Consider the following 21,253-nt stretch of genomic DNA (forward strand, 5'->3'; position numbering starts at 1 on the left):
GGTTCCGCCGCTCATCCTCTCACTCACTCTCGAGGAGATTCCCATGAAGGACAGGCAATGACCGGTATCGAATGGACCGAGACCACCTGGAACCCGGTCACCGGGTGCGATCGCATCAGCGCCGGGTGTGACAACTGCTATGCGCTGGCGATGTCCAAGCGGCTCAAGGCGATGGGCTCGGCGAAGTACCAGGCCGATGGTGACCCGCGCACGTCAGGGCCCGGGTTCGCCGTCACCGAACACCCCGACGCCCTCGACATCCCTCGCCGTTGGCGCGCCCCGCGGTTGGTGTTCGTCAACTCCATGTCCGACCTGTTCCACGCCAAGGTCAGCGAGTCGTTCGTACGGGCGGTGTTCGACGTCATCGCCGAGACCCCGCAGCACACCTACCAGGTGTTGACCAAGCGTCCCGGCCGCGCCCGGCGCCTGGCTGAACGCGGCCTGGTGTTCCCGCCGAACCTGTGGCTGGGGACCTCAGTCGAGAACGGGGCGACCACACACCGCATCGACGACCTACTCGCCACCCCGGCAGCGGTGCGGTTCCTGTCGTGCGAACCGCTACTCGGACCGATCGACCTGGACAAATGGTTGTTCCCGAACCGCTGCTCAGGCGGGTGCGCGTGCCGGTGGCCTGATGACGGCGACCGTTTCGAGTGCGCGTGTGGTGGCGAGTGCGCTGACTGGTCCCCGACGCCGGCGATCGACTGGGTGATCGTCGGCGGCGAATCCGGGCCGCGCGCACGCCCGATCGACCCCGAATGGGTGCGTGATCTGCGCGATCAGTGCGTCGGCGCGGGTACGGCGTTCTTCTTCAAACAGTGGGGTGGGCGCACCCCGAAAGCCTCCGGTCGCGAGCTCGACGGCCGTACCTGGAGCGAATTCCCCGGAAAGGACACCCGATGCCACGCTTGATGTCTGTGAGCTTGACCGAGGAGCAGGTTCGGGCTCGAAAAAAGTCCGTGACCCGTCGCATGGGCTGGGCGTACCTGCGTCCTGGTGAGCGGGTGACGCTGTGCCGCAAGGTGATGGGCCGTCGCCGCGGTGAACCGCTGGTGCGCATCGTCGACGTGGAAGTCCTCGATATCCGCCGCGAGCCACTCGACGCCATCACCGCCGAAGACGTACGCGCCGAAGGCTTTCCCGACATGACACCGAAGCAGTTCGTCGAGTTCTTCTGCGCGACCCATAAGGGCTGCACTCCTGCCAGTGAGGTGACGCGCATCCGCTGGCGCTACCTCGACGCCCAGCCGCACTCCCCCGAAGGAACCATCCGATGACATTCGAGATCAGCGCCGCCCACCGCGAATTGTTCGATCACCTGCTCGACGACGAGGGCGGTCGCGTGGACTGCTGCATCGTGCCCGCCGCCCTGGCCGGACACTTCCCCCACACCGACTACCGCGCCGACCTGCCCATCGAGGTACCGGGCGTCTTCCTGGCCATACCCAACCCCGCCGACCCTGCGCGGCTGCTGGTCGGGGTCATCGCCCCTCAGATCGGGGACCGGGGTCTGCTGTTCGTCGGCCTGGACTACATCGCTCACCTCGACTGCGAACACCCCATCTGCCAGGGCGTGCACTCACAGCGCCGAGACGAGCTGGCCCAGATCCCCGCTGACAGTTCGGTTTTCGCCGTCTGTGACGTGCACACTCCCGCGCTCGGAGACGGGCCCAGGTTCTACCTGACCCACATCAACGACCACCACGACGCCGACAGCGCTGGCTGGAACGGCGTCGTCGCCGAGTACACCGAACTCGCGTGCTGGTGGAACCCCGATCACACCGGATACCCAGTCGTCGGGGGTCACCGCCACGGTTCGGCGCATCCACAGACCGGCGACCGAACAGGAAAGCTGTGATGAGCACCGCGCACCTCACCGTTGACTTCCGCGCTCACCACGCGATCGTGTCGGACGTGCAGGCAGAACTCGTCACCCTTTGTGGGTCGATGCGGTTCTTCAGTCAGATGCTCACCGTTGCGGCGGAACTCACCGCCCAGGGGATCGTGGTGCTCGCGCCATTCTGCGTCGTGCCCTCCAGCGACCAGGACACCCTGGCCAAGATCGAGCTGGACGAGCTGCACCGCGCCAAAATCCGGCTCGCAACCCGCCGCATCGTCGTCGTCAGCGACGAGACGGGCTACGTCGGTGATTCGACCCGAGCCGAGATCGCCTTCGCCGAGAAGCTCGGACTCATCGTGGAGCGCCGCACGATCGTGGGTCGCCCCCACCACGGTCCTGCCCCCTCGGTTACCACCTGACCCGCCGGCGTTTGTTCGTAGACGCTCTCACCTTGTCGGTGGGGGCGTCTACAGTGTCGGCTGCGGTTCATACCGTGGGCCCGGTTCGAGGCCCGGGACGATGCGCGGCCCGTGATCGCGCATCACCATCTCCCGAAGGTGCACCGCGCCGAACCCCACCTTCCTCTGCTTTTCCCTTGTCGCAGTCGGACTCTGACCCTGCTGCGGTGAGTCACGGGATCACCGCCGTCAGGAGCCTGTGATGCCCATCGACCACGCCCGCAAGAACGCGCTGGCCGCACTCAAAACCCGCCTCGAGATCAAGCACCACGACGCGATCGCGCTGCTCGACCATCCGGACCCGGACGAGCACGAAACGCTGTGCTACTACCTCGAGACCTTCGAGTGGATCACCACCTACGCCGAAGCCCTCGCCGAGATGAACAACCCCGCCAACCACACCTTCTGCGAGGAATGCGGCTGGACCAACGGCATGGTCTGCCCCGAATGCCCCGGCTGCGGCTGCTACAACGGCCGATGCACCGGGTGGCGCCACCACGAATTCGCCGCCGAAGACGACGAACCCGACGAGGACGACGACTGGTACTGCGAAGGGTGCGGTGCCAACGAGACTGCCTACGATGTGTGCACCTGCCCTCCTGCACCGCCGAGGCCGAACGAGGCCGTCCGCCGCGGCTTGTCGGTGTTCGCGCTGGCACCGGGTACCAAACAACCCGCTCCTGGAGCCGACCCTCACACCGCGTGCGGGGATCTGGCCCAAGTCCAGGCGGTATGGCGCGAGGGCGACAACGTCGGTGTCAGCTGCGCGGCCTCGGGCATCGTCGTGCTCGACCTGGACGTCCCCGACACCGAGGACGGCGCTTACGGTGTCGAGACCTGGCACAAGCTGTGGAAAGCGCGGGGAGAGAAGCGCCCCCGAACCCTCGCCGTCTGGACCCCTTCCGGGGGGTCGCATCTGTACTTCCGGGCACCTGCCGAGCGTGTGATCAAGTCGAGTTCGGGTGGGCGCTCCGGTCTCGGGCCCGGCATCGACGTCCGCGCTCCCGGCGTCCCCGGCCGCGGTGGCGGGTACGTCGTAGGCCCGGACTCGCTCATCGGCGCGCGCCGCTACTCCATCGCCCGCGATTACGACATCGCCGACCTACCGGACTGGATCGCCGACATCCTCGAAGCATCCTGACCTCGACAGATCACCCGATAACACCCTGTCGCACAGCTGTGCAACAGGGTGTTATCGTTGAGGGGACCAAACCAAAGCGGACGGCCACCAGGCGATTGCACCCGCTGGTAGCCGTCCTCGCCGCAAAGGAAGTTTGCAGCTATGACCACGATATCGGTCCACACCCTCGACGAATCCGACCCCGCCGCCCTGCATCGCCACTACCCCGGCCAAGAAGCACCGCAGACGTGTTTCCTTGCCCTGGACGCCGAGTCCGGCGAGCTGTCGGCGGACTGGAACGGCGAGGTCGGTAACGCGGTCCCCGCATCGGTGTACCACGGCCGCACCATCCGTTGGCGCATCCCGACCCTGACCGCGGCCGCAGCCAACCGCCTGCTCGCCGAGGCGACCCCGCTGGCCCAGGCCCTCCTCGACGACTGGCCGGTGGTGTGGAACGGCACCAACATGGTCGGAGCGGCCAGCACCGAGACCGGGCAGGACCTGGTCGGAGAGATCGGCGAACTGTGCGGGGGCGATCACCCCCGCGAGCTCGCCTGGCGCAACGAAGACCTGGTCACCGAGGCCGACGCCGCCGACTTTTGCTTGTCCACCGCCGAGGCGATCACCACCCTCGGAATCACCGCCACCACCACCGACGACGAACTGGCCGTCCTCGCCGAACGTCTCGACGCCGAGGCCGTCGAGGAATCCGACTACGGCCACACGGTGCTGATGGGCGCCCTCGAATACCTCACCACCTGCCGCGACGAACTGCGCGAGCAGGACTGACCCGACCGTCCATGGGGCCAGGCCACACCGGTCTGGCCCCCTTTCGGCTTCTGAGAAAGGTTCCTCACCATGGCTTCTGAACGCATCGCCTTCCGCATGGTCCCGCCGCTGGACACCAACCTCGCTCAACGCAGCCACGACGACGGCGTCGCGTTGGGCACTGTCGCCGCGACCCAGCTCGAACGCTGGTTCGCGTTCCTGGCCACGCAGCTGTCCACGGTGCGCCTGTCGCGCGGGCAAGCGCTGTGCCTGTGCGATGTGCTCAACTCCACCCTGATCGATCAGACGTGGATGCATGCCCCGGGCGATCTGATCGCGGACGAGCTCGACGACGCGGCCGAGGACGGTTTCGGCGAGAAGTGGGACATCGACCTGCCCGAGCTGATGGCGCTCGCGCGTTCCTGGCACCCGGGCCAGGGGTACGCGGTCCTCGATGCGGTGCAACGGTTCTGGAACCTCGCCGACCGCGACGACTACGACGCGGCACTGGTCACGGTCGGGCTGGCTCGCCCGTCGCGCACACCCGCGTTGTGAGCCGCACGCCACCGCTATGAGCAGCTATCTCGACGACTATCACGACGCTCTCGCGGCCGCAGGTGACCTCGACGCACTCCGCTCACCGGCCGACCCCGCAGAACCTGTGAGCGAGCTCGAACGCCTGCGTGCGTGGCGTGCTGCCCGCGTCGCGGAACGGGTCGAAATCGACGGCCGCCTCGTTCACCCCGACGCAGTCCACGGCACCGCCAGCGGCTACAGCGTCTACAGCTGCCGGTGCGAGGAGTGCACGACGGCGAAGGTGGTGAGCAACGCGGAGGCGGTGGATCGGGCGCGCGCCCGTGAGAGCGGGCACGGCATCGCGCGGTGGCGGCGAGGCTGTCGCTGCGTGTTGTGCGCTGACGCTCACAACCTCGCTGAACGCCGTCGACGGCGGCGCCGCGCACGCCGCGCCTTCGATCCCTACCTACGTAAGCGTTTCCTCGACGCTCTCGCGCAGGGAGGCAACCCGATGTCGGTGGCTGTTCAGTTCGAGGTGACGTGGGCACAGGCACTCGCCTTGGCGAAGTACGACCGTCGCTGGGGGCCACGGCTGGACGCGGCATTGCTCGCTGGCCGGAATCCTGAGATCGCGCACGGCACGTATCACAGCTATCAGCGGCACCGGTGCCGCTGCCCCGAATGCCGTGCGGCGAAAGGCCGGTACAGGTGAAGTAGCCCTGACCACGATGTTGCCCTGCGGTCTGCGGCCGGTCTCAAGCACCCAGCCCGGACCAAGTTGTCTGAATGTGTATTTGTACGTGGTTCTGTTTCCAGACCCGTGTGACCGTGGACGTAGCCCAGAACAAACCCTGATCGCGGAGGCAAACACCATGGCTACCAACAATTTTCAAATTTCGACCCCGGCCGGACCGGTCGATATCGACCCCAAGCTGGCCCACCGCTACCTGACACTGGCCGAGAGCTCCGACCCCATCGCAGTGGCCGGCGCCGCCGCGATCCGCACCCGGCTGCACGATCCGGACGCACCACTGCCTGACACCGCGACCATCGATCAGCGTGAGCGTCTGTGCGCTGTGCTGCCTGACATGGTCCTGCGGCATCCCGACGCCGAGCGCGCGATGACAGTGGCAGCCGCGGGAATGTACGTCGTCGAGACCCTCTATGGCGGTCCGGTGACCGGGCGTGTACACCCGATCGTGGGTGACCTGGAGCGAGCGGAGTTCGGGGCGTACGCCCACTACCACCATGGTTTCGGGCTGCTGGACGCCGTGACCGTGCTGCACAGACACTTCCTCGCCTGCGGCGGCGGCATCTCGGCGTTCCTGGGCGCGATGGTTGCTGACGTGTTCAGCGACGCTGTCTACGGCAACGGCCGCCGCGCCGACAGCGAAGATGGCTACGACGAATTGCGGTCGGCGCGCCTAGTTTATGGCCACGCATTGGCGGCCGGTTACCCGCAGGAACGGGCCGAGCGGCTACGCGCGGCAGTGTTGGGCACTGCGTTCAGCGAGACGACCGGCACCCAAGCCGGGAGGGAAGATCGTGATCCGGTCGTCGCGGCGGTCGCCGGAGTTGATCTGCACATTCTCTCGACCCGGGCATCGGTGGCGGCCGCGATCGATCTCGCTGTCGAGAACGGTTGCTCTGCGCGGTTCTCGATCGAGCGGGTTCTGGGCGTCGCGGCCGCCACAGCAGACTTGCGGCTGCGTAGCACCACCGAGGCGCTAGAGTTCGTCGATACCCGTCCCAAACTACGGGAGTGGCTGGCGCGGACCTTGCGCGCCAATGCGGTCTTCACCGGCACGATCTATGAGTACCCGCCCACCTGGACTCTTGAAGATCCGGTCACCCGCACCGCCAACGCAGACCTGCAGCATCAGCTTGCCGATCAGCTCGAATCTGGGGCCCTGAGCGCCGTCGGCGCCTACGCGCGGGCCCTGGCCTACCAGTAGAAACAGTTCGGCCCCGCTTCCTCTTTCCGAGGGGCGGGGCCGAACTGCTGTTACCGCACACAGCGAGCTTCGCGGGTGGACATCTACGACGGCCGCCTGATCACCGCGAACCATCCGTCAACTCGCTGGCGTTGACACACTGACTGAAGGTCCCATCCCGACGGGCTGCCGATGGTTCGCATTCTGTGATGTCTGCGTCGCCGAATACCTTGCCGTCGAATACCAGGTCGAAACCGTACTGACGAAGTCCGTCGACAACCTGCATGTAGGTCGGGACGACGCTGATTCCCTCGGTGAACTCGGAGAGCATCTGGCGGTATGCGTCGAGGAAAGTCATCTCTTCGGCGAAGTCCACGAGGATGTCATTCATCGGCTTCTCGTCTCGGGCGTTGGCTTGGACTTCCCACTCCTTCGCTGGCTCGTCGAGCGGCAACGCGTAGGTCTCGATGGGGGTAGCGGGTGACAGGAAGTGCATCGGGGCTCCTTAAATCGTCTTAATAAATAGATTACCCGATAACTTCGACGAGTGCTACTCGGCGCGATCGGGCGCCACTCATCGAAGGCGAGATCAGCGGCAGACAGCCGATGGCACCCTCTGTACCTTCCTTGGCGGTACCATCGGCGGTATGGCTGGACATAAGACGTCGGTGAGCTTCGACCCCGACACTCTGGAAATTCTCGCCCGCCGTGCGGACGAGGAAGGCATTGGCCGGTCCGAGTACCTGGCATCGCTGGTCCGCGCCGACGACATGCGCCGGCGCCTGGCCGCCGACACCGCCACCCTCAACGCCGCGGGCTACACCCCCGACCGTGCGAGCGCGCTGACCGCGAGCTTGATCAGCCGCGCACGAGCCAGCTGATGCCCAACCCCAGATTCGGCGAGGTGTGGAACGCCCCGTCGGGATCGGTGCTGCCCGGTGGAATGCTGTGCCTGATCGTCAGCAGCGACGATTTCAACCGCATCCGCCGCCAGTACGTCATTGTCGAAGTCGTCTCCGATGCGCTCAGTGGCAACGCCATCATCTGCGACCTCGGCCCGGTCGGGGTCGCGCTCACCGGCGCCCCTTTCACTGTCGGATCGTCCTGGTTCGCTGAGGCCGAGAGCCCGATCGCGGTACTCGACGAATCGGCCGCACGCCGCGCGGCCGACCAGATCCGCGCCATCCTCGGACCCTGATCCTGGTGGACGACATGGACGGCGGAGCAGAACACCGCGACTTGCCTTGGGGCGCGGATCCGCGAGCGCACTGGACACCGGAGCAGCACCAGGACTGGGCTGACGCCGAACAGGAACTGATCGACCAGGGCTACCGGCCCGCCCAGCCGGTCTGCGAGCTGATCGCGACCGTCCCCACGCCGGGCATCGACAGGTGGGGCTGGATCTGCACCGAGTCGAACTTCGAGCTCCCGGACTGCACCACGATCGAGCGCGAGCTGCTCGGCGCGGAGATGCGCCTGGTCGCCCGCGAGGTCAACGGACTCGACGACGACGAGGACCGTGCCCACCTCGTCGAACTGCGGCGGGCGCGCGGCCGACTGAACTGACGACCTCGCTGTGAAGCGTGTGAATCATCGTCGGCCCATCCCCGGACTCCGTGCTGAGTCACTGATCGAACAGGCATTACTGTCCGACCGGCTGTCACAACAGTTCAATTGTGTTGCATGAGAGACTGTTTCGAGTGATCCGTCGAACAGGAGCCGCCAGTGTCGAATGACCCGACGATGATTCAGGCCCAGGCCCGAATCCTGCGCGGGCGCGCGCTGATCGCCTTGATCCAGCCGGTGTCGGTGTGGTCGGAAGACCCGGTCGGAAACCGGGTTGACGTCGTCGAGATGTTCATCAGGAGCCACGGCGGTGCGCCGATGGGGTTCCCCCTCGTTTCGTTGACGCCAGCGTCCGGATGGCAAGCGACACTGAATGTGGCCACTGACGAACTGTCTATCAGCTCGCCGGGCGGGTCCTTCTACGCAGGAACGATGCCGACGAATGACAGCTGGCTCAAGGCCTTCGAGTTCTCGGCCGTGGCAGGAGACGACGACAATATTCTGGGTGTCGTCGAGATCGTCACCGGTGCGTTCGCTTCGGTAGACGACATCGACGACAAGATCGCGACGGGGCGAGCCACCCACCTCTGCACCACCCTGCTCGTGAGCTACGGCTAGAACTCCCACGAGCAGGCTGGTTGTCAGCAGGGTGCTACCGCGTCACCATCGCGGCTATGACACCAGAGAGGGGCTCTCCCCGATCTCCCGCTGGTGGTCCCAGTGTCAGTAGTCGTGAGCGAGGTCCGGTTGTCTGGCCGCCGCCGAGGTGAGCAGGCCTTGCCCCGGGTTCAGCTTGTTTCACATTCAGCGGGCTACTGTCGAGCCGTGTCATGTGGTGGGTCACGTACGGACCCGGCGGATACTCATCTCGGCTCATTTTGATCGAGTACCGGAACAATGCCCCGGTCCTGTCCCGTACACGCACTATCGGCGCCGCGTACGGAGACAAATCACCGAGCTGACTGTTCCAGAGGACATCGAAGTCCGGCGAAGCACGCAGTGGTGCGAGCACCGCCTCGATCTCTTCCGGCGGAACAACGCCGGGCGCTTCCAACCGCAGCTGGCACAGCAATGACCGGATCTGGGCGAAGCGATCTCGCGCGTCGTAGGCGGATTTCGCACCGGGATGAAAGAACAGCCACTCCAGCAAACTGGCTGGCCGATCGGCATCGGCGGGCGCCGGTTCCAATCCTGGAAACAGTTCTCGGCACGCCGCGTTCACCGCGTACACGTAGTGCAGTGGCACCGCCTGGATCATCGCCGGACCCCGGAAGTCATCGAGATGGCGCTGCGCTAGTTCGCCCAGCTCCGATGGCCATGCCGGTACCTCGGGTGGATCCGGATAGCCGACGAGCCGCCTGATTTTGCGGCGGAAGTAGTACGGAACTTCCAGCTCGGTGAACCAGGCAGTCAGCCGTTCCGGTGTGGGAGGACGCTCACCGAGCTCCCACTTCTCCACCAGCGACTTGGAGATATTGAGCGCCGCGGCGAGTTCTTCTCGGCTCATCGGGCGAGGTCCGGACTTGCCCCGGATCACCTTGTGACGTGTCCGCATCATCTGGACGTACTTGCCGAACACCGGGTTCGGCCGTGGCGGTGGCATCAGAATTCAGCTCCCTCGCCGGTGATCGCTGCGATTGGTTGAGCCGAACCGCGGCGCCAGCCGATGTTCATGCCTCTGCGTCCACGAACCTGCTCTAACGCCACCAACCGCTCGCGTGACCGAACCGCTGACGCTCCCCCGCGCATCAACGTACTGTCCGCACACCGCGGTGAGCTCGTCCCGAACATCTGAACTGTGAACGGGCCTGATCTCCGACACATACTCCCGTGGACCGGCCCGACGCACCCTGTTCTGTCTCCTCGACATCTCTCCCCCGTACGTTCGATTCTTGTTGTCTCCCATCACCCTTCGGGCGCACCCGGCGAGCGACACCGCCGAGCCTAGTCACGATCAGGACTTACCAGCAAGAAATATCGGTTAAAAATGACCAAAGACCCTTGAGGGTCGGGCAAGAACAGGGAGATGTGCGCGAAACTTTGGTCAACTATCGCTACGATGTCCCCATGCCAGGAGGACATGCTGAGATTCTCGCGGGGTTCGTTAGCGACCGCCGCAAGAAGCAGCTCAACATGTCCTTTGCCGCCATCGCGGCTGCGGGCGGGTTGTCCAAGCCGACGATGGTCAAGGTCGAGGCCGGAAAGATCACCAACCCGAAGACCGTGACCTTCGATCGGCTCGACAAGTCGCTGCGGTGGGTACCAGGCTCAGCGGCGGCCGCCTACTGGAACGCGGCCGAACCCGCCCGGCTCGAAGATGAGCAGCGAGAGAGCGAGTCACTGAGATTGACCGGTGGCGCCGTCGAGATTCCGATCGAGCGGATTTCCGGTCTGATGGAGATCCAAGCAGATCTCCACGCGATTCTCGAGGGCGGCAGCGAACTCAAACCTTCAACATTACGCGGGATCGCTGCGGGCCTTGATCACGAGGTCAACCTGATTGTGGGTCAATGGGTCTCAGATATGATGGCGCGCAATCGAACTCAGGAGGGAACTCTTCACGCCGGTTTGGAGGTCGTACTCGGAGAAGCGCTGTCGGCTCCCGTTGCGAGCGACGACCCGAACGCTGAGGATCGGTTACATCGGCGATACCTCGCCGGAGGCAAGTACGCCGAGAATATCCCGGCGGACTTGCAGCTGACGTTCGAGCGTCGGGACAAGCAGCAGAGGAGGTGACACGCATGCCGAGCGAGAGTTCACCGTTGCCACCGTTGAGTGTCAGGGTCAACCAGTTGTTCAGGACGTTCCATTCGAGGTCACAACCGGAACAATCCGTCACTGACGTCGCGAAGTCTGTCAGCCACCTCATCCGCAGAAACGTCGAGGACGTGGAGATCATCCGCCTTCGGCAGGGCGGGCATGACGACGGGACTGGCGCCGACGACCTGATTTCCGGTGTCGCGGAGCACTTCTCGGTGCCCGCGATCTATCTGGGCGCCGAGCCGCATGTTGTTGCCATAATCGACCGGGACCTGCGACTGCTGGCTGTGGCGCGTGACGCTGGGGTCACACATCTTGAGCTGCGAGGCGCCAATGTCGACTCCGGGAAGCTCGCAGCAGCGCTGTCCCAACTGGCAGAAATAGACGAGAGGCGATAGTCGGCCGCGACCGGCTGGGGGGTGACGATGACGATGAACGAAAAGCAGTTCGATGACCTGATACGTGCAGCACCGATTCCTTACCCGTGGGATCCGGTCGAATACGTCAACCGTGTAGCCGAGCTCAGAGGGCGCCCGATCGTGCTGTTTCCGATCGACGCGCAAGCGCTGGCGGGAACCGGGTGTGGAACCGGCAGTGGGCTGTGGATCGCTCGCGAACATGACGATGTCATCATGTACGGCGGCGAGACCGAGTCTCATGCCTATCACATCATCTGCCACGAGATCGGGCACATGCTGCTCGGGCACGATGACGTAGGAGCGGACTCGGTCGAGGCCGACGAAGCGCTGACGTTGAGCGATCTGATGCCTTCGCTGTCGATAGAGAGCATTCGCAGCGTGCTGCGGCGCCAGGACTATGGCACCGAACGCGAGCGAGAGGCCGAGATGTTCGCGGGCCTGTTGATGGTCCACGCGATGCTGCCCGAGCGGAAGCCGAGTCGGCTTCGTTCGACGTTCTTCCGCGGCGGACATCGGTGAGATGACCACTCCCATTCCAGGCCTTCTGTCCGGGCTGCTGCTGGTGGGTGTCGCAGTGATACTTCTCGGCCGGCGGCGTTTCCTTGGTGATTCCGACGTCGACAGATTGATCAACCGCGCCCTTGCGGCCGCCCTGTGCGGGTTGTTGCTGCACAACCGATGGTTCGCGGCGTCTTTCGAGCAGTCGTTGGCCTGGCTACTGCCTTTCGCTGCACGCCAGACGGTGAATCTCGCGGAGCAGCTCGCGCTCGGTGCGATCGTATTGATCGTCGCCAACCTCACCGGGATCGCCCAGTTGTGGGCAGGTGCTGATCCGGGCCGGACGTGGACCAGGCAGCGATGGCACTACTTGGTCACCTTCATGGTGACCGTGGTCATCCTGATTGCGGGAACACCCGCGCGCAACGCTGGCGTGCACATCGACCAAGCCCTCGGCTGGCCGACGATGGCGCTGTGGGTAGCTTTCGGAGCGCCAATAGGTGCCACGTCGTTTTTGATGGGTCGGGTCTGCCTGCGCGAGTTGAGCAGCGGTGGAGACCTCACCTGGCAGGAGCGAGCGGTCTACATCGTGATTTTCGGTGTCGGGGCTGGGCTCGTGTACGACTCGATACGAAACGTCGTAGAAATTTCGGCCGCCGTCCTCACCGACACCCCTGTCCTGGACCCCGAGATGTACCGGAAGAAATGGGCCTTCACCACTTCCACGTTCTTTGCCAGCAGTTGCTCAGCAGTGCCCCTGATCTCGATTGTCATTACCCGACTCGGCTGGGACCAGCCTGGTCGATACTGTCGGCGTCTGCGCCCCCTTTGGGCGGATCTGACGGCCGCAGTTCCCGAGATCGTGCTCGCCCTTCCACTCCACCGCGAGCGGCGCATCGATTCCGCCCTGCGTCTGCACCGGATGACCGTCGAGATCCGAGACAGCCTGTCGCACCTCAAGCGCTACGCAACCGGCCCCACCGAACTAGCCGACTTTGGTTCTGACCCGGCCGCCGGTGCCCACCGGATCGCCGAGGCGATCACGGCCAAGAACGGCGGCGCCCGCCCGCGCTTGGATCTCACTCCCTCGCGCACCGAAATCCAGCCAGGAGCACGAGATCTCACTACCGAGCTTCTGCAGCTGCTGGCGCTCGCCGACGCATGGCCGCGCACCCGCGGCTTGATCACTACCCACGACCATGGACATCCCATTCAGTCCATGGCGCGATAGGAGCACCGCAATGGCCACGACGACAACGACCACCCCACCCAAACGCAACCTGCCGCACCCGTGGGGACGTCTGCCACTGATCGGTGACCTGTTGACGGTCAAGCCGCTCAAGCCGGTGCAGATGTCGTGGCACGACGCACAGGCCCTCGGCAAGATCCATGAGCGCAGGATCGTGGGCTTCCCGTTGGTCGTGGTCTCGGGCACCGACATGATCAACGAGATCAACGACGAGCGGAACTGGACCAAGCACGTCGGTGTGGTGTTCAAAAAGCTCAGGCCTGTCGCGAGGGACGGCCTGTTCACCGCGTACAACGGCGAACCGAACTGGCACAAGGCGCACAATATCCTGGCCCCGAGCTTTACCGGCCAGGCGATGCGCAGCTACCACGCCACCATGGTTGGCGTCGCGGACGAGCTGTTGACCTACTGGGAAGGTCGCGCCGACCGGTGGGTCGACGTCGCCGATGACATGAACCGCTTCACCTTGGAGGTAATCGCGCGAGCAGGGTTCGGTGGCTACGACTTCGAGTCGTTCACTCGGGAGACACCGCACCCCTTTGTCGCTGCCATGCTGCGTGGCCTGCACTACATCAACTTCAACGCCAACCTCCCCCCGTTCTTGCAGAAGACGTTCGGCCGTGGCGCGGCAGCTCAGCACAAGCGCGACATCCTCGCCGTGCACTCGATCGTCGACGAGGTGATCGCCGCGCGAAAGTCCTCCGGCACCGTCGGTGAGCACGGCGATCTGCTCGACCGCATGCTCACCGTGCCCGATCCCGAAACCGGTCAACGGCTCGACGACACCAACATCCGCAACCAGATTCTGACGTTCCTCGTCGCCGGCCACGAGACCAGCGCAGGTGTTCTCGCGTTCGCTCTGTACGAGCTCGCGCGCAACCCGGGTGCCGTTGCACAGGCTCGCGCTGAGATCGACGAGCGATTCCCGGGCCGAGACCGGCCGACCATCGCGTTCGAGGATGTGGCGAAGCTGCGTTCGGTCCGCCGGATTGTCGATGAGGCGTTGCGGCTCTGGCCGGTGGCCCCCGGGTATTTCCGGGAGGCGATCACCGATGTCACCATCGGCGACGGCTACCACTTCAAGCCCGGCGAGTGGGTATTCGTCCTTACGTTGCAAGCCCATCGCGACAAAGACGCTTGGGGCGAGGACGCGGACCAGTTCAATCCTGACCGATGGCTCAGGACCAACCTCGCCGAGACCGACAACCGCCGCGTGTACAAACCGTTCGGGACCGGGCTACGCGCCTGCATCGGGCGCCAATTCGCCTACCACGAGATCATGCTCGCGCTGACCGTCATCCTGCACCAGTTCGACTTCGAGCACGATCCCGCCTACAAACTCGACATCGCCGAGCAGATCACCCTCAAGCCACGAGGCTTCAAGCTGCGGGTTACACGCCGCTAGTCACCGGCGCTGAGGTCGGCGCGCAGACGCGAGCCGACCTCAGCGACAGCCCAGTTTTCTACTGCCACGATTTGGCTACAGCCCCTTTATCGGGTAAACTATTAATTAGATCGACCAGGCCGGACACCTCGGTTGATCTGGGAAAACACTCCTTGAACATGAGAGTGGGCGGTCGATGAATCGCGGCAGAAGCCGCGACCGGACACATCGACCGCCCAGAACCCCCAACCCGAGAAGGGAGGGATGTTGCGAATCGTAGCAGCATCCCTCCAACGCGAGAGGAATGCCTTGACCGACACCATCACCACCACCGAACTCGCCGAGCCCACCGTGAACCCGACCCCTGGCACCGTTGCCGCCGTGTCGATCTGGGTCGAAGTCGAGCGCCTGGTCCTCGGGCCGAACCGTGAAACGAACCTCGACCTGGTCCCCGGCCTCGCCGAGTCACTGGCCCGATTCGGCAACTTCCAGTCCGTGCTGGCCATGGAGCGCTCCGACGGCAACTACGACGTCATCGACGGCGCGCACCGCGTGAGCGCCGCCCGCGAACAAGGCGTGGCCTGCCTGAAAGTCGAAGTGCTCGGCGCCGAACAGGGCAAGTTGGCCCGCTTGCAGCTGCAGTTCAACACCGGCCAGCACGCGCGCAAGCTCTCCGATACCGACAAGATCTACTTCGTCGGCGAGATGCTCGATCTCGGCGTCGACTATGACGAGATCGCCGCGCGATATGCGATCGAGCTGGCCGAAGCCAAGCGCATCGGCCGCGTCGCACGATCCACACGAGCGCGCGCCACCGTCGACAACGGGCTGGACCTGATGCAGGCCTCGATCGTCGACGAATACGCCGAGGCAGGCCGCCCCGAGGTCGTTGAGGCACTCGTTGCAGCGGCGGCGGAAGGTCGCTTCGACCGACAGCTCCGCATCACCCAGCGCAAGGACGAGGACGACGCCGAGTTCGAAGAGCAGGCGAAGCCCTACCGCGCCCGAGGACTTCGAATCATCGACACCGAGCCCAACTACAACAGCACCGAGTACACGCGCCTGTGGCACCTGCGGACCAAGAAGGGCAAGCAGGTACAGGAAACGTTCATCACCGACAGCAACGCATCAGCGTTCGGCGTGTTCTTGGAGCAGGACGAAACATACTGCCGGGTCAGCGACGGGGAGCGACTCACCCAGTGGAAGATCGATTTCGAAACTCGATGGTCGCCCCAGTTCGCTGCGACCGAGGATCGCGTGCACTTCGACGACGTCGAGGTGCAGGTGGTGTACAGCCCGGTGTACTACTGCCACGATCTCGAAGCGGTCGGGCTGGTTCTCAGTTCGTCGAGCGATGCTGCTTCGGCGACGTCGAGTGACGAAGACGAAGCTGCCAAGCGGGCTGCCGCGAAGGCCGCCCGCCAGCTGGTGATCAAGACCAATCAGGCCGCGCGCGCGGAGACCGCCGAGCGGCGCCTCTGGCTTGCTACCCAGCTCCAGAACTGGATGAACCCGGCCAAGGATCTCCCGGCTGGGGTGCAACGCTTCGCGGCGACCCGTACTGCTGCCGACCCGGAATCACTGTCGAAGTACCACGGCCGCAAGCTGGCCCAGGAGTGGCTCGGCACCACCGATCTGGTGACACTGGCCGACACCCTGCCCGAGGACCGCGCCTTCGTGATCTCGCTGGTGCTGGCAGTCGGTGCGCTCGAGGCGATGATGGTGACGAACAACGATCCGAAGTACTGGCGCTACAACCCGACCGAAAAGCACAGCCAGTTCGACTATCTCCGTGACTGCGTCGATTACCTGCGGCTGCTGGGCAAGCTCGGGCACGAACTCAGCCCTCTCGAACTCGTGATGCTGGGCAAGCTCACGCACGCCGAGGCCATGGAAGAGCCGGAATAGAATCCGGTCACGCGGGGGTGGACGGTCCGATCCGTCCGCCCCCTTTTCCGGTCTCACCGACCGAACCATGATCAGGACAGAAAGGAGCTGCTGTGACTTCGCCGGGCGACGACACACAGCCGAGCCCCACCAGCGACGACACGTTGGTCACCTTGGAGGAATGGGCCACGGCCATCGGTCGACATCCGATCGCCGTGCGGTCACTGCGGACTCAGCCCGACTTCCCCCAGGACAAGGGCACACGCCCCCGGCAGGGGCGAGGCAACCGGTACATCCTCTACTCACGTGCTGAGCTGGACGAGTTCCTGAACGCGTGGGAGCAGCGCCTCAAGCCCGACACACTGGCAATGCCCGAGAGCCCCGACGAGTTCCGAACGTTGGGCGCCATCGCCAGCTTGGTGGGGCTGGAGGGTAAGTCGATCACCCAGTACCGAGAACTCCTCGATGCCGACCCCGAGATCGAGTACAGCGACGGCGGTCGCTGGCGCACCTACCGCACAGCCGGGGTGATCGCCTGGCTCAACGAACGGAAGGGCCACGGCGTCGCCCGCGACCCCGACGCGACCGAGCGCCGCGGCCGCCGACCTCGCCAACCCAAGTGATCGTCACCGCCACGGAAAGGCTGATTTCGACGGATGCACCGCGCGGTGGTAGGTGCGCGGGCTGCTGCTCCGTTTGAACATCAGCGCACCGCGTTTGCTGTTGAATCCGTGCCGGTCACTGAAGATGTCCTGCGACATCTGACCCAGCTCGGCGAATTCGTATGCCGAGAGCGGGTTGTGGGAGAAGTCCATGGTCAACCGGACGCTCTTGTCGCTGATCTGCTTGTTCCACACCGGCGTCGCGGCCGTGCGCGCCGCGAGGTCGGCGACCCACTCGTCGAAGTCCTCGCCGAGCCCGACCTGGTCGATCAGCCCGATCGCTGCGGCACTGTCCGCGTCGATCGGTGCCGGTTCGGAGAGCAGCTCGAAGGCGGTTCTGCGGCCCACGCGCCGAGGCAAGGTGTAGCTGTGCAGCTCGCTGCCGGTCAAGCCCATCGGCGAGTAGCTCGGTGTCAGCACGACATCTCGGCGGGCGACCGCGATATCGGCACCGAGCCCCAGCATCAGCCCGCCGGCGGCCGCGTTCGCGCCGATCGCGGCGATGGTGATCTGACTCGAGCACAGAAGCAGCGATCGGCACACATCGTTGATGGCACAGATGTTGTGCCACGCCTCGTCGTCAGGGCGCTCGGCGATCTCGATCTGACCGAGATGGATACCAGTCAGGAAGAAGCTGCCCCGCGACCGCAGCACCAACACCCGTGTGTCCTGACGCCCGGCGAACCGGATCAGTTCCCCCAAACGCAGGCACATATCGGTCGAGAGCGCACCGTTGTAGGCCTCGATCGTGATCGTCCCGACCGCGCCGCTGCGTTCGTAGCTCATGTCGGTCCACGCCGAGTCGAGAGTCGGCGGCGTGGCAGCGAGGCGGATACCGGCGGCGGCGAGCACCGCCGAGGCCGGTGCTTTGCAGCTCATAACGTCGCTGATGCGGGCCCGCAGGTGCCCGATCCACACGCTGCTGGATTCACCGCAGGCGACCTCCACACCATGGTGGTGGCGCCCGATGATGTCGCCGGGCTGGCCGGTCTGGTGCTCGCGGTGGCTGGGATGCGCGTCGTAGAGATAGACCGGGAGCTCGCCCAGCGTTGAGCGCACTCCTGGATAGCCGTCTCCGGATCGGATGTGGCGCAGGACAACGTCGGCGTGCTCACCCCAGTCGAACGAGCGATCGCTCTGTGCCATCAGCGGCCGTTCGCGCGCGTGGGCGACCGGTCGGTGAGCTCGATCCTGAACAGTGGGTACGAACAGCGGATCCAACGCTCGGTCCGCCGCTTCGAGCAGGCACTGCAATCCCACACTGGCGACGATGCCGTTGTAGGCGTCACTCTTGCGCTGGACCGGCAGAATGAATGTTCGGGTAGCCCACACCGGGCCACCGTCCATTTCCTCTCCCGCTTCCAAAACAGTCACACCCCAGACCGGATCTTCGTCGATTATCGCCCAGTCCAGCGATGACGGCCCTCGGTCTCCGACAGGGCCCGGATGGAATATCAAGCAGCGGCGCGTCGAATAGATTCGGGAAGGAATTCGCGCGGTCAGGTACGGGCACAATATGAGGTCGGGATCAGCGGCGGCGATCGCAGCATCCATGTCGTCACCATTGGCGACGACCGAGGTCGTCACGATGCGCCCATGCCGTCGAAGCATGGCCGAAACACGCTGCGTAAAGCCATTATCGGCCGTCACCATCAGCAATACCCGCTGATCAGGCACCGATGTACCTCCTGAACACAATATGAGAAGCTGCCGAAGTGCGGCTCGAATTCCGAGCCTGATCCAGGTCGGACCTGTAGTCAACAGCGCTGATTCACACAATTCTGTGCGAGCGATCGTGAGAGATATCACCAGGCTCGAAAGTGGTGCTGTGAACCTGTGCCGATCAGTTATGCGATCGATATTCTGTCGGGAACGGATTATATCTTTCGAGTATGGAGAACAGGATGCAGTCAGTCCAGGAAACCGCCCAATACGAGCAGGCCATGCAGATCCTCGCCGACCTCATCAGCATCGCTGCCACCCGCGCGCCTGCGAATCCGAAGTACCGCCCGCTGCTCGACGCGTGGAAGGACCGCCGCCAAGGCCTGCGCGTCGGTGACGTCCAGGCCGTACAGGACGTGCTCGCCCGCGACGGGGAGCAGCTGGCCACCCTCATCAGTTCGAGCCGATGACCTCGCCGACCCCGGTCGGCGGTGCCCACCGACTACCTGCCGAGCAAGCCCGCGAGATCTTCGAAACGCAGATCGCGCCCGCGCTGCTCGCCCATGCCGTCACCAGCGATAACCCGCAGGTGGTGTTCGTTACCGGCCAGACCGGCGCGGGCAAGACTGCGGCGGCCTCGGAGGTAGCGCAAGAGATCGACGGTCTCGCCGCTCCGGTGAGGCTCGACATCGCGATGTTCCGCGGGTTCTATCCCGACTTCCCCGAGCTGGCGCGGGATCTGGACCTGGTCGGGCTGACCGAGCGGGTCGACGCCGACACCCATCGCTGGCTCGACATGTCGATGCAGTACCTGCATGCACGTCGCGCCGACGTCATCGTCGAACACCCGATGGATACCCGCGCGACAGCCGATCACTTGATCACGATGTTCGCCAAGACCGACCAGGGCCCGAAGTACAGGATCGAGATCGCTCACGTCGTTGCATCGGCGCCCGAGAGCCGCCTGAACACGATGATCCGATACCAGGATTCGGTCGACCGGCTCGGCTTCGGTCGGCACCTAGACGACGATGCTCATGATGTCCGATTCGAGCAGGCCCTGGTCTCGGCGGATTGGCTCGACGACGATCCCCGCGTCGATGCCGTGTCGATCTATCGGCGCGGACTCAGCGGCGCCCAGGCTCGGGCATACCGGGTACCTGACGGTGACTGGTCCTCGCCGACGCCGACCGCCACGGTCATCGAGACTCTGCGGGCACGCCGGTGGTCTGTCGAGGATTCACGGGAGTGGGTGCGCGGGTTCGCCAGCCTGTGGGCACGAATGGAACCTCAGTTCCGCCAAACGTTGTCGCGGACGTGGCAACAGGCACAAGCGCACCTGGATCCAGCCTGGGACACGGGCAAGTCGACGTCGTCGGCGGTGACCTTCGGCCGGTATCAGGTCCCGACCATGCAGCAGTTGGACACGATCGTGGCGATGCTGCAAACCCACCCACGTGTGGTGATCGGGGTGATCGATATCGACAGATCCCCGATGCCACCGGGCTCGGCGTATCCGCAGTGGGCGGGGTTTCTCGCCGAGCGCGACCGCGAAGCTCACCCCGACCGCAACCCGATGCTTGTCAACACCGTGTTGAAGATGTGGCACGACGTCCTCGAAGACAACGGTCTGTCCGATCGTGTTCAGCTGGTGGGCATTCCCCGCCCCGAATCCAACCCTGCGGCATTCGAGGCGATGTTCCCACGCGATCGGTTCGATCTTGCTCTGCCGACCCAGGACGGCAATATCGCTCACCGGCAGCGCAACGAGGCATTCGCCGATCTTCTGGCGCGGCCGGTGGTCGCGGTGGAACCGATGACGCGGTATCAGCCAGACCCTGCCCAGCTCTACAACGCCGGAAACCCCCGGTGGGAACGGGCCATCCCCCGCGCGGCACTGCCCGCGTTCCACGCCGCAGACGGACCGCGGCAGCTGTTCGAGAGCCGACCGAAGTATTTCGCACCCGACACCGAACTTGGCTGGGGGATGAAGCCCTCCCGAGACCAGATGCGCGATTCGGTCAAGGTGCTCGACCGCTGGCTGGCCGTTGCTCAGTGGCACAACGACCCGCAGACACGCGCCATGATCCGGACCGAGTCCGCTCGCTTGCGTGATCAAGCCGAGCAGGGAACCCTGGCACCCGCCGAACTGACCAGGGCCAGGGTGATCCTGGATTCGGTCGCCAGCGGCGCCATCCCGACACAGGAGCTGTGGCAGGCGATCACCGATCCGCGAGTGTTCCAGCAGACGCAAGCGACGAACGCGCACCACAGCCAGTCCGTGCCGAGCGACTACGCCGGCGTGATCGATGCCCTCGGCGCGGTGGGTACCGCAGTCATGCCGGACAGCCGTCCACGTCTCCAGCGAGATTCCGGCGCCGAGGCATCATCGTCGCCGTGGCTGGAACCGGATCCGGGTCTGCAAGGACCGGCGGGGGCAGCGCCTGCGGTCGGCGAGTAGGCGCGCCGAAGTGAGCCACGGCCAGCATCACCACGATCATCGTCACCAGCATGGTGGCGATGGCGGCCG

25 protein-coding genes are annotated in these 21,253 nt (G+C 64.9%); 22 read left to right on the forward strand and 3 right to left on the reverse strand.

Going from position 1 to position 21,253, the window contains the following annotated elements; translation table 11 throughout:
• Positions 1-57: 57 nt before the first annotated feature.
• The 9 genes from IBJ82_RS29435 (at position 58) to IBJ82_RS29475 (ending at position 6,657) form a co-directional block, all read left to right on the forward strand.
• Positions 58-912, forward strand: coding sequence for a DUF5131 family protein (locus IBJ82_RS29435; protein WP_194829252.1), 855 nt, complete (start codon positions 58-60; stop codon positions 910-912).
• A 5-nt stretch (positions 913-917) separates the two neighbouring features.
• Entirely contained in the window at positions 918-1,277 is a 360-nt protein-coding gene (locus IBJ82_RS29440) for a hypothetical protein (protein WP_228537873.1), read from the forward strand.
• Entirely contained in the window at positions 1,274-1,858 is a 585-nt protein-coding gene (locus IBJ82_RS29445) for a hypothetical protein (protein WP_194829253.1), read from the forward strand. The genes IBJ82_RS29440 and IBJ82_RS29445 overlap by 4 nt, the downstream gene beginning before the upstream one ends.
• Entirely contained in the window at positions 1,858-2,259 is a 402-nt protein-coding gene (locus tag IBJ82_RS29450) for a hypothetical protein (RefSeq protein WP_194829254.1), read from the forward strand. Before IBJ82_RS29445 ends, IBJ82_RS29450 begins: the two co-directional genes overlap by 1 nt.
• A gap of 241 nt (positions 2,260-2,500) precedes the next feature.
• A complete protein-coding gene (locus IBJ82_RS29455) occupies positions 2,501-3,439 on the forward strand; it encodes a bifunctional DNA primase/polymerase (protein ID WP_194829255.1) in 939 nt (312 codons plus the stop codon).
• Positions 3,440-3,580: 141 nt separating this feature from the next.
• Positions 3,581-4,207, forward strand: coding sequence for a hypothetical protein (locus tag IBJ82_RS29460; RefSeq protein WP_194829256.1), 627 nt, complete (start codon positions 3,581-3,583; stop codon positions 4,205-4,207).
• 69 nt (positions 4,208-4,276) lie between these two features.
• Positions 4,277-4,741 (forward strand): hypothetical protein, encoded by a 465-nt coding sequence (locus IBJ82_RS29465; RefSeq protein ID WP_194829257.1) that lies wholly within the window; start codon positions 4,277-4,279, stop codon positions 4,739-4,741.
• Between the two features lie 16 nt (positions 4,742-4,757).
• On the forward strand, positions 4,758-5,414 hold the full coding sequence (locus IBJ82_RS29470) for a hypothetical protein (protein ID WP_194829258.1): 657 nt from the start codon (positions 4,758-4,760) through the stop codon (positions 5,412-5,414).
• A gap of 76 nt (positions 5,415-5,490) precedes the next feature.
• On the forward strand, positions 5,491-6,657 hold the full coding sequence (locus IBJ82_RS29475; RefSeq protein WP_194829259.1) for a hypothetical protein: 1,167 nt from the start codon (positions 5,491-5,493) through the stop codon (positions 6,655-6,657).
• A 100-nt stretch (positions 6,658-6,757) separates the two neighbouring features.
• On the opposite strand, the gene IBJ82_RS29480 is transcribed toward IBJ82_RS29475, so the two are convergent.
• Positions 6,758-7,132 carry a hypothetical protein gene (locus tag IBJ82_RS29480; protein ID WP_194829260.1) on the reverse strand — a complete coding sequence of 125 codons (375 nt, stop codon included), beginning with the start codon at positions 7,130-7,132 and terminating at the stop codon, positions 6,758-6,760.
• A 151-nt stretch (positions 7,133-7,283) separates the two neighbouring features.
• On the opposite strand from IBJ82_RS29480, the gene IBJ82_RS29485 reads away from it, so the two are divergent.
• The 4 genes from IBJ82_RS29485 to IBJ82_RS29500 all read left to right on the forward strand — a co-directional run bounded on the left by IBJ82_RS29485 (position 7,284) and on the right by IBJ82_RS29500 (position 8,820).
• Entirely contained in the window at positions 7,284-7,517 is a 234-nt protein-coding gene (locus IBJ82_RS29485) for a hypothetical protein (RefSeq protein ID WP_194829261.1), read from the forward strand.
• Positions 7,517-7,834 carry a hypothetical protein gene (locus IBJ82_RS29490; RefSeq protein ID WP_194829262.1) on the forward strand — a complete coding sequence of 106 codons (318 nt, stop codon included), beginning with the start codon at positions 7,517-7,519 and terminating at the stop codon, positions 7,832-7,834. The genes IBJ82_RS29485 and IBJ82_RS29490 overlap by 1 nt, the downstream gene beginning before the upstream one ends.
• A gap of 5 nt (positions 7,835-7,839) precedes the next feature.
• Entirely contained in the window at positions 7,840-8,202 is a 363-nt protein-coding gene (locus IBJ82_RS29495; RefSeq protein ID WP_194829263.1) for a hypothetical protein, read from the forward strand.
• Positions 8,203-8,361: 159 nt separating this feature from the next.
• Positions 8,362-8,820 carry a hypothetical protein gene (locus IBJ82_RS29500; protein WP_194829264.1) on the forward strand — a complete coding sequence of 153 codons (459 nt, stop codon included), beginning with the start codon at positions 8,362-8,364 and terminating at the stop codon, positions 8,818-8,820.
• Between the two features lie 34 nt (positions 8,821-8,854).
• Here IBJ82_RS29500 and IBJ82_RS29505 read toward each other — a convergent pair whose 3' ends face one another.
• Positions 8,855-9,805, reverse strand: a complete 951-nt coding sequence (locus tag IBJ82_RS29505; protein WP_194829265.1) for a helix-turn-helix domain-containing protein — start codon at positions 9,803-9,805, stop codon at positions 8,855-8,857.
• 425 nt (positions 9,806-10,230) lie between these two features.
• Here IBJ82_RS29505 and IBJ82_RS29510 point away from each other — a divergent pair, with 425 nt between their 5' ends.
• The 7 genes from IBJ82_RS29510 to IBJ82_RS29540 all read left to right on the forward strand — a co-directional run bounded on the left by IBJ82_RS29510 (position 10,231) and on the right by IBJ82_RS29540 (position 17,022).
• Complete coding sequence (locus IBJ82_RS29510; protein WP_194829266.1) at positions 10,231-10,938, forward strand: hypothetical protein; 708 nt, start codon at positions 10,231-10,233, stop codon at positions 10,936-10,938.
• Positions 10,939-10,943: 5 nt separating this feature from the next.
• The gene (locus IBJ82_RS29515; RefSeq protein WP_194829267.1) at positions 10,944-11,360 is read left to right on the forward strand and encodes a hypothetical protein; all 417 of its coding nucleotides are present in this window, start codon (positions 10,944-10,946) and stop codon (positions 11,358-11,360) included.
• Positions 11,361-11,387: 27 nt separating this feature from the next.
• Positions 11,388-11,900, forward strand: coding sequence for a hypothetical protein (locus IBJ82_RS29520; protein ID WP_194829268.1), 513 nt, complete (start codon positions 11,388-11,390; stop codon positions 11,898-11,900).
• A 1-nt stretch (position 11,901) separates the two neighbouring features.
• Positions 11,902-13,110, forward strand: coding sequence for an MAB_1171c family putative transporter (locus tag IBJ82_RS29525; protein ID WP_194829269.1), 1,209 nt, complete (start codon positions 11,902-11,904; stop codon positions 13,108-13,110).
• On the forward strand, positions 13,079-14,533 hold the full coding sequence (locus tag IBJ82_RS29530) for a cytochrome P450 (protein ID WP_228537874.1): 1,455 nt from the start codon (positions 13,079-13,081) through the stop codon (positions 14,531-14,533). The genes IBJ82_RS29525 and IBJ82_RS29530 overlap by 32 nt, the downstream gene beginning before the upstream one ends.
• 288 nt (positions 14,534-14,821) lie before the next feature.
• Positions 14,822-16,420, forward strand: coding sequence for a ParB/RepB/Spo0J family partition protein (locus tag IBJ82_RS29535; RefSeq protein WP_194829270.1), 1,599 nt, complete (start codon positions 14,822-14,824; stop codon positions 16,418-16,420).
• 92 nt (positions 16,421-16,512) lie between these two features.
• Positions 16,513-17,022 carry a hypothetical protein gene (locus IBJ82_RS29540; RefSeq protein WP_194829271.1) on the forward strand — a complete coding sequence of 170 codons (510 nt, stop codon included), beginning with the start codon at positions 16,513-16,515 and terminating at the stop codon, positions 17,020-17,022.
• 3 nt (positions 17,023-17,025) lie between these two features.
• On the opposite strand, the gene IBJ82_RS29545 is transcribed toward IBJ82_RS29540, so the two are convergent.
• On the reverse strand, positions 17,026-18,435 hold the full coding sequence (locus tag IBJ82_RS29545; protein WP_194829272.1) for an enoyl-CoA hydratase-related protein: 1,410 nt from the start codon (positions 18,433-18,435) through the stop codon (positions 17,026-17,028).
• Positions 18,436-18,965: 530 nt separating this feature from the next.
• Here IBJ82_RS29545 and IBJ82_RS29550 point away from each other — a divergent pair.
• Positions 18,966-19,193, forward strand: a complete 228-nt coding sequence (locus IBJ82_RS29550; protein WP_194829273.1) for a hypothetical protein — start codon at positions 18,966-18,968, stop codon at positions 19,191-19,193.
• Positions 19,190-21,184 carry a zeta toxin family protein gene (locus IBJ82_RS29555; protein ID WP_194829274.1) on the forward strand — a complete coding sequence of 665 codons (1,995 nt, stop codon included), beginning with the start codon at positions 19,190-19,192 and terminating at the stop codon, positions 21,182-21,184. Before IBJ82_RS29550 ends, IBJ82_RS29555 begins: the two co-directional genes overlap by 4 nt.
• The last annotated feature ends 69 nt before the right edge of the window (positions 21,185-21,253 follow it).

The organism is Nocardia sp. XZ_19_231, assembly GCF_015355705.1.
Classification (GTDB): domain Bacteria; phylum Actinomycetota; class Actinomycetes; order Mycobacteriales; family Mycobacteriaceae; genus Nocardia; species Nocardia salmonicida.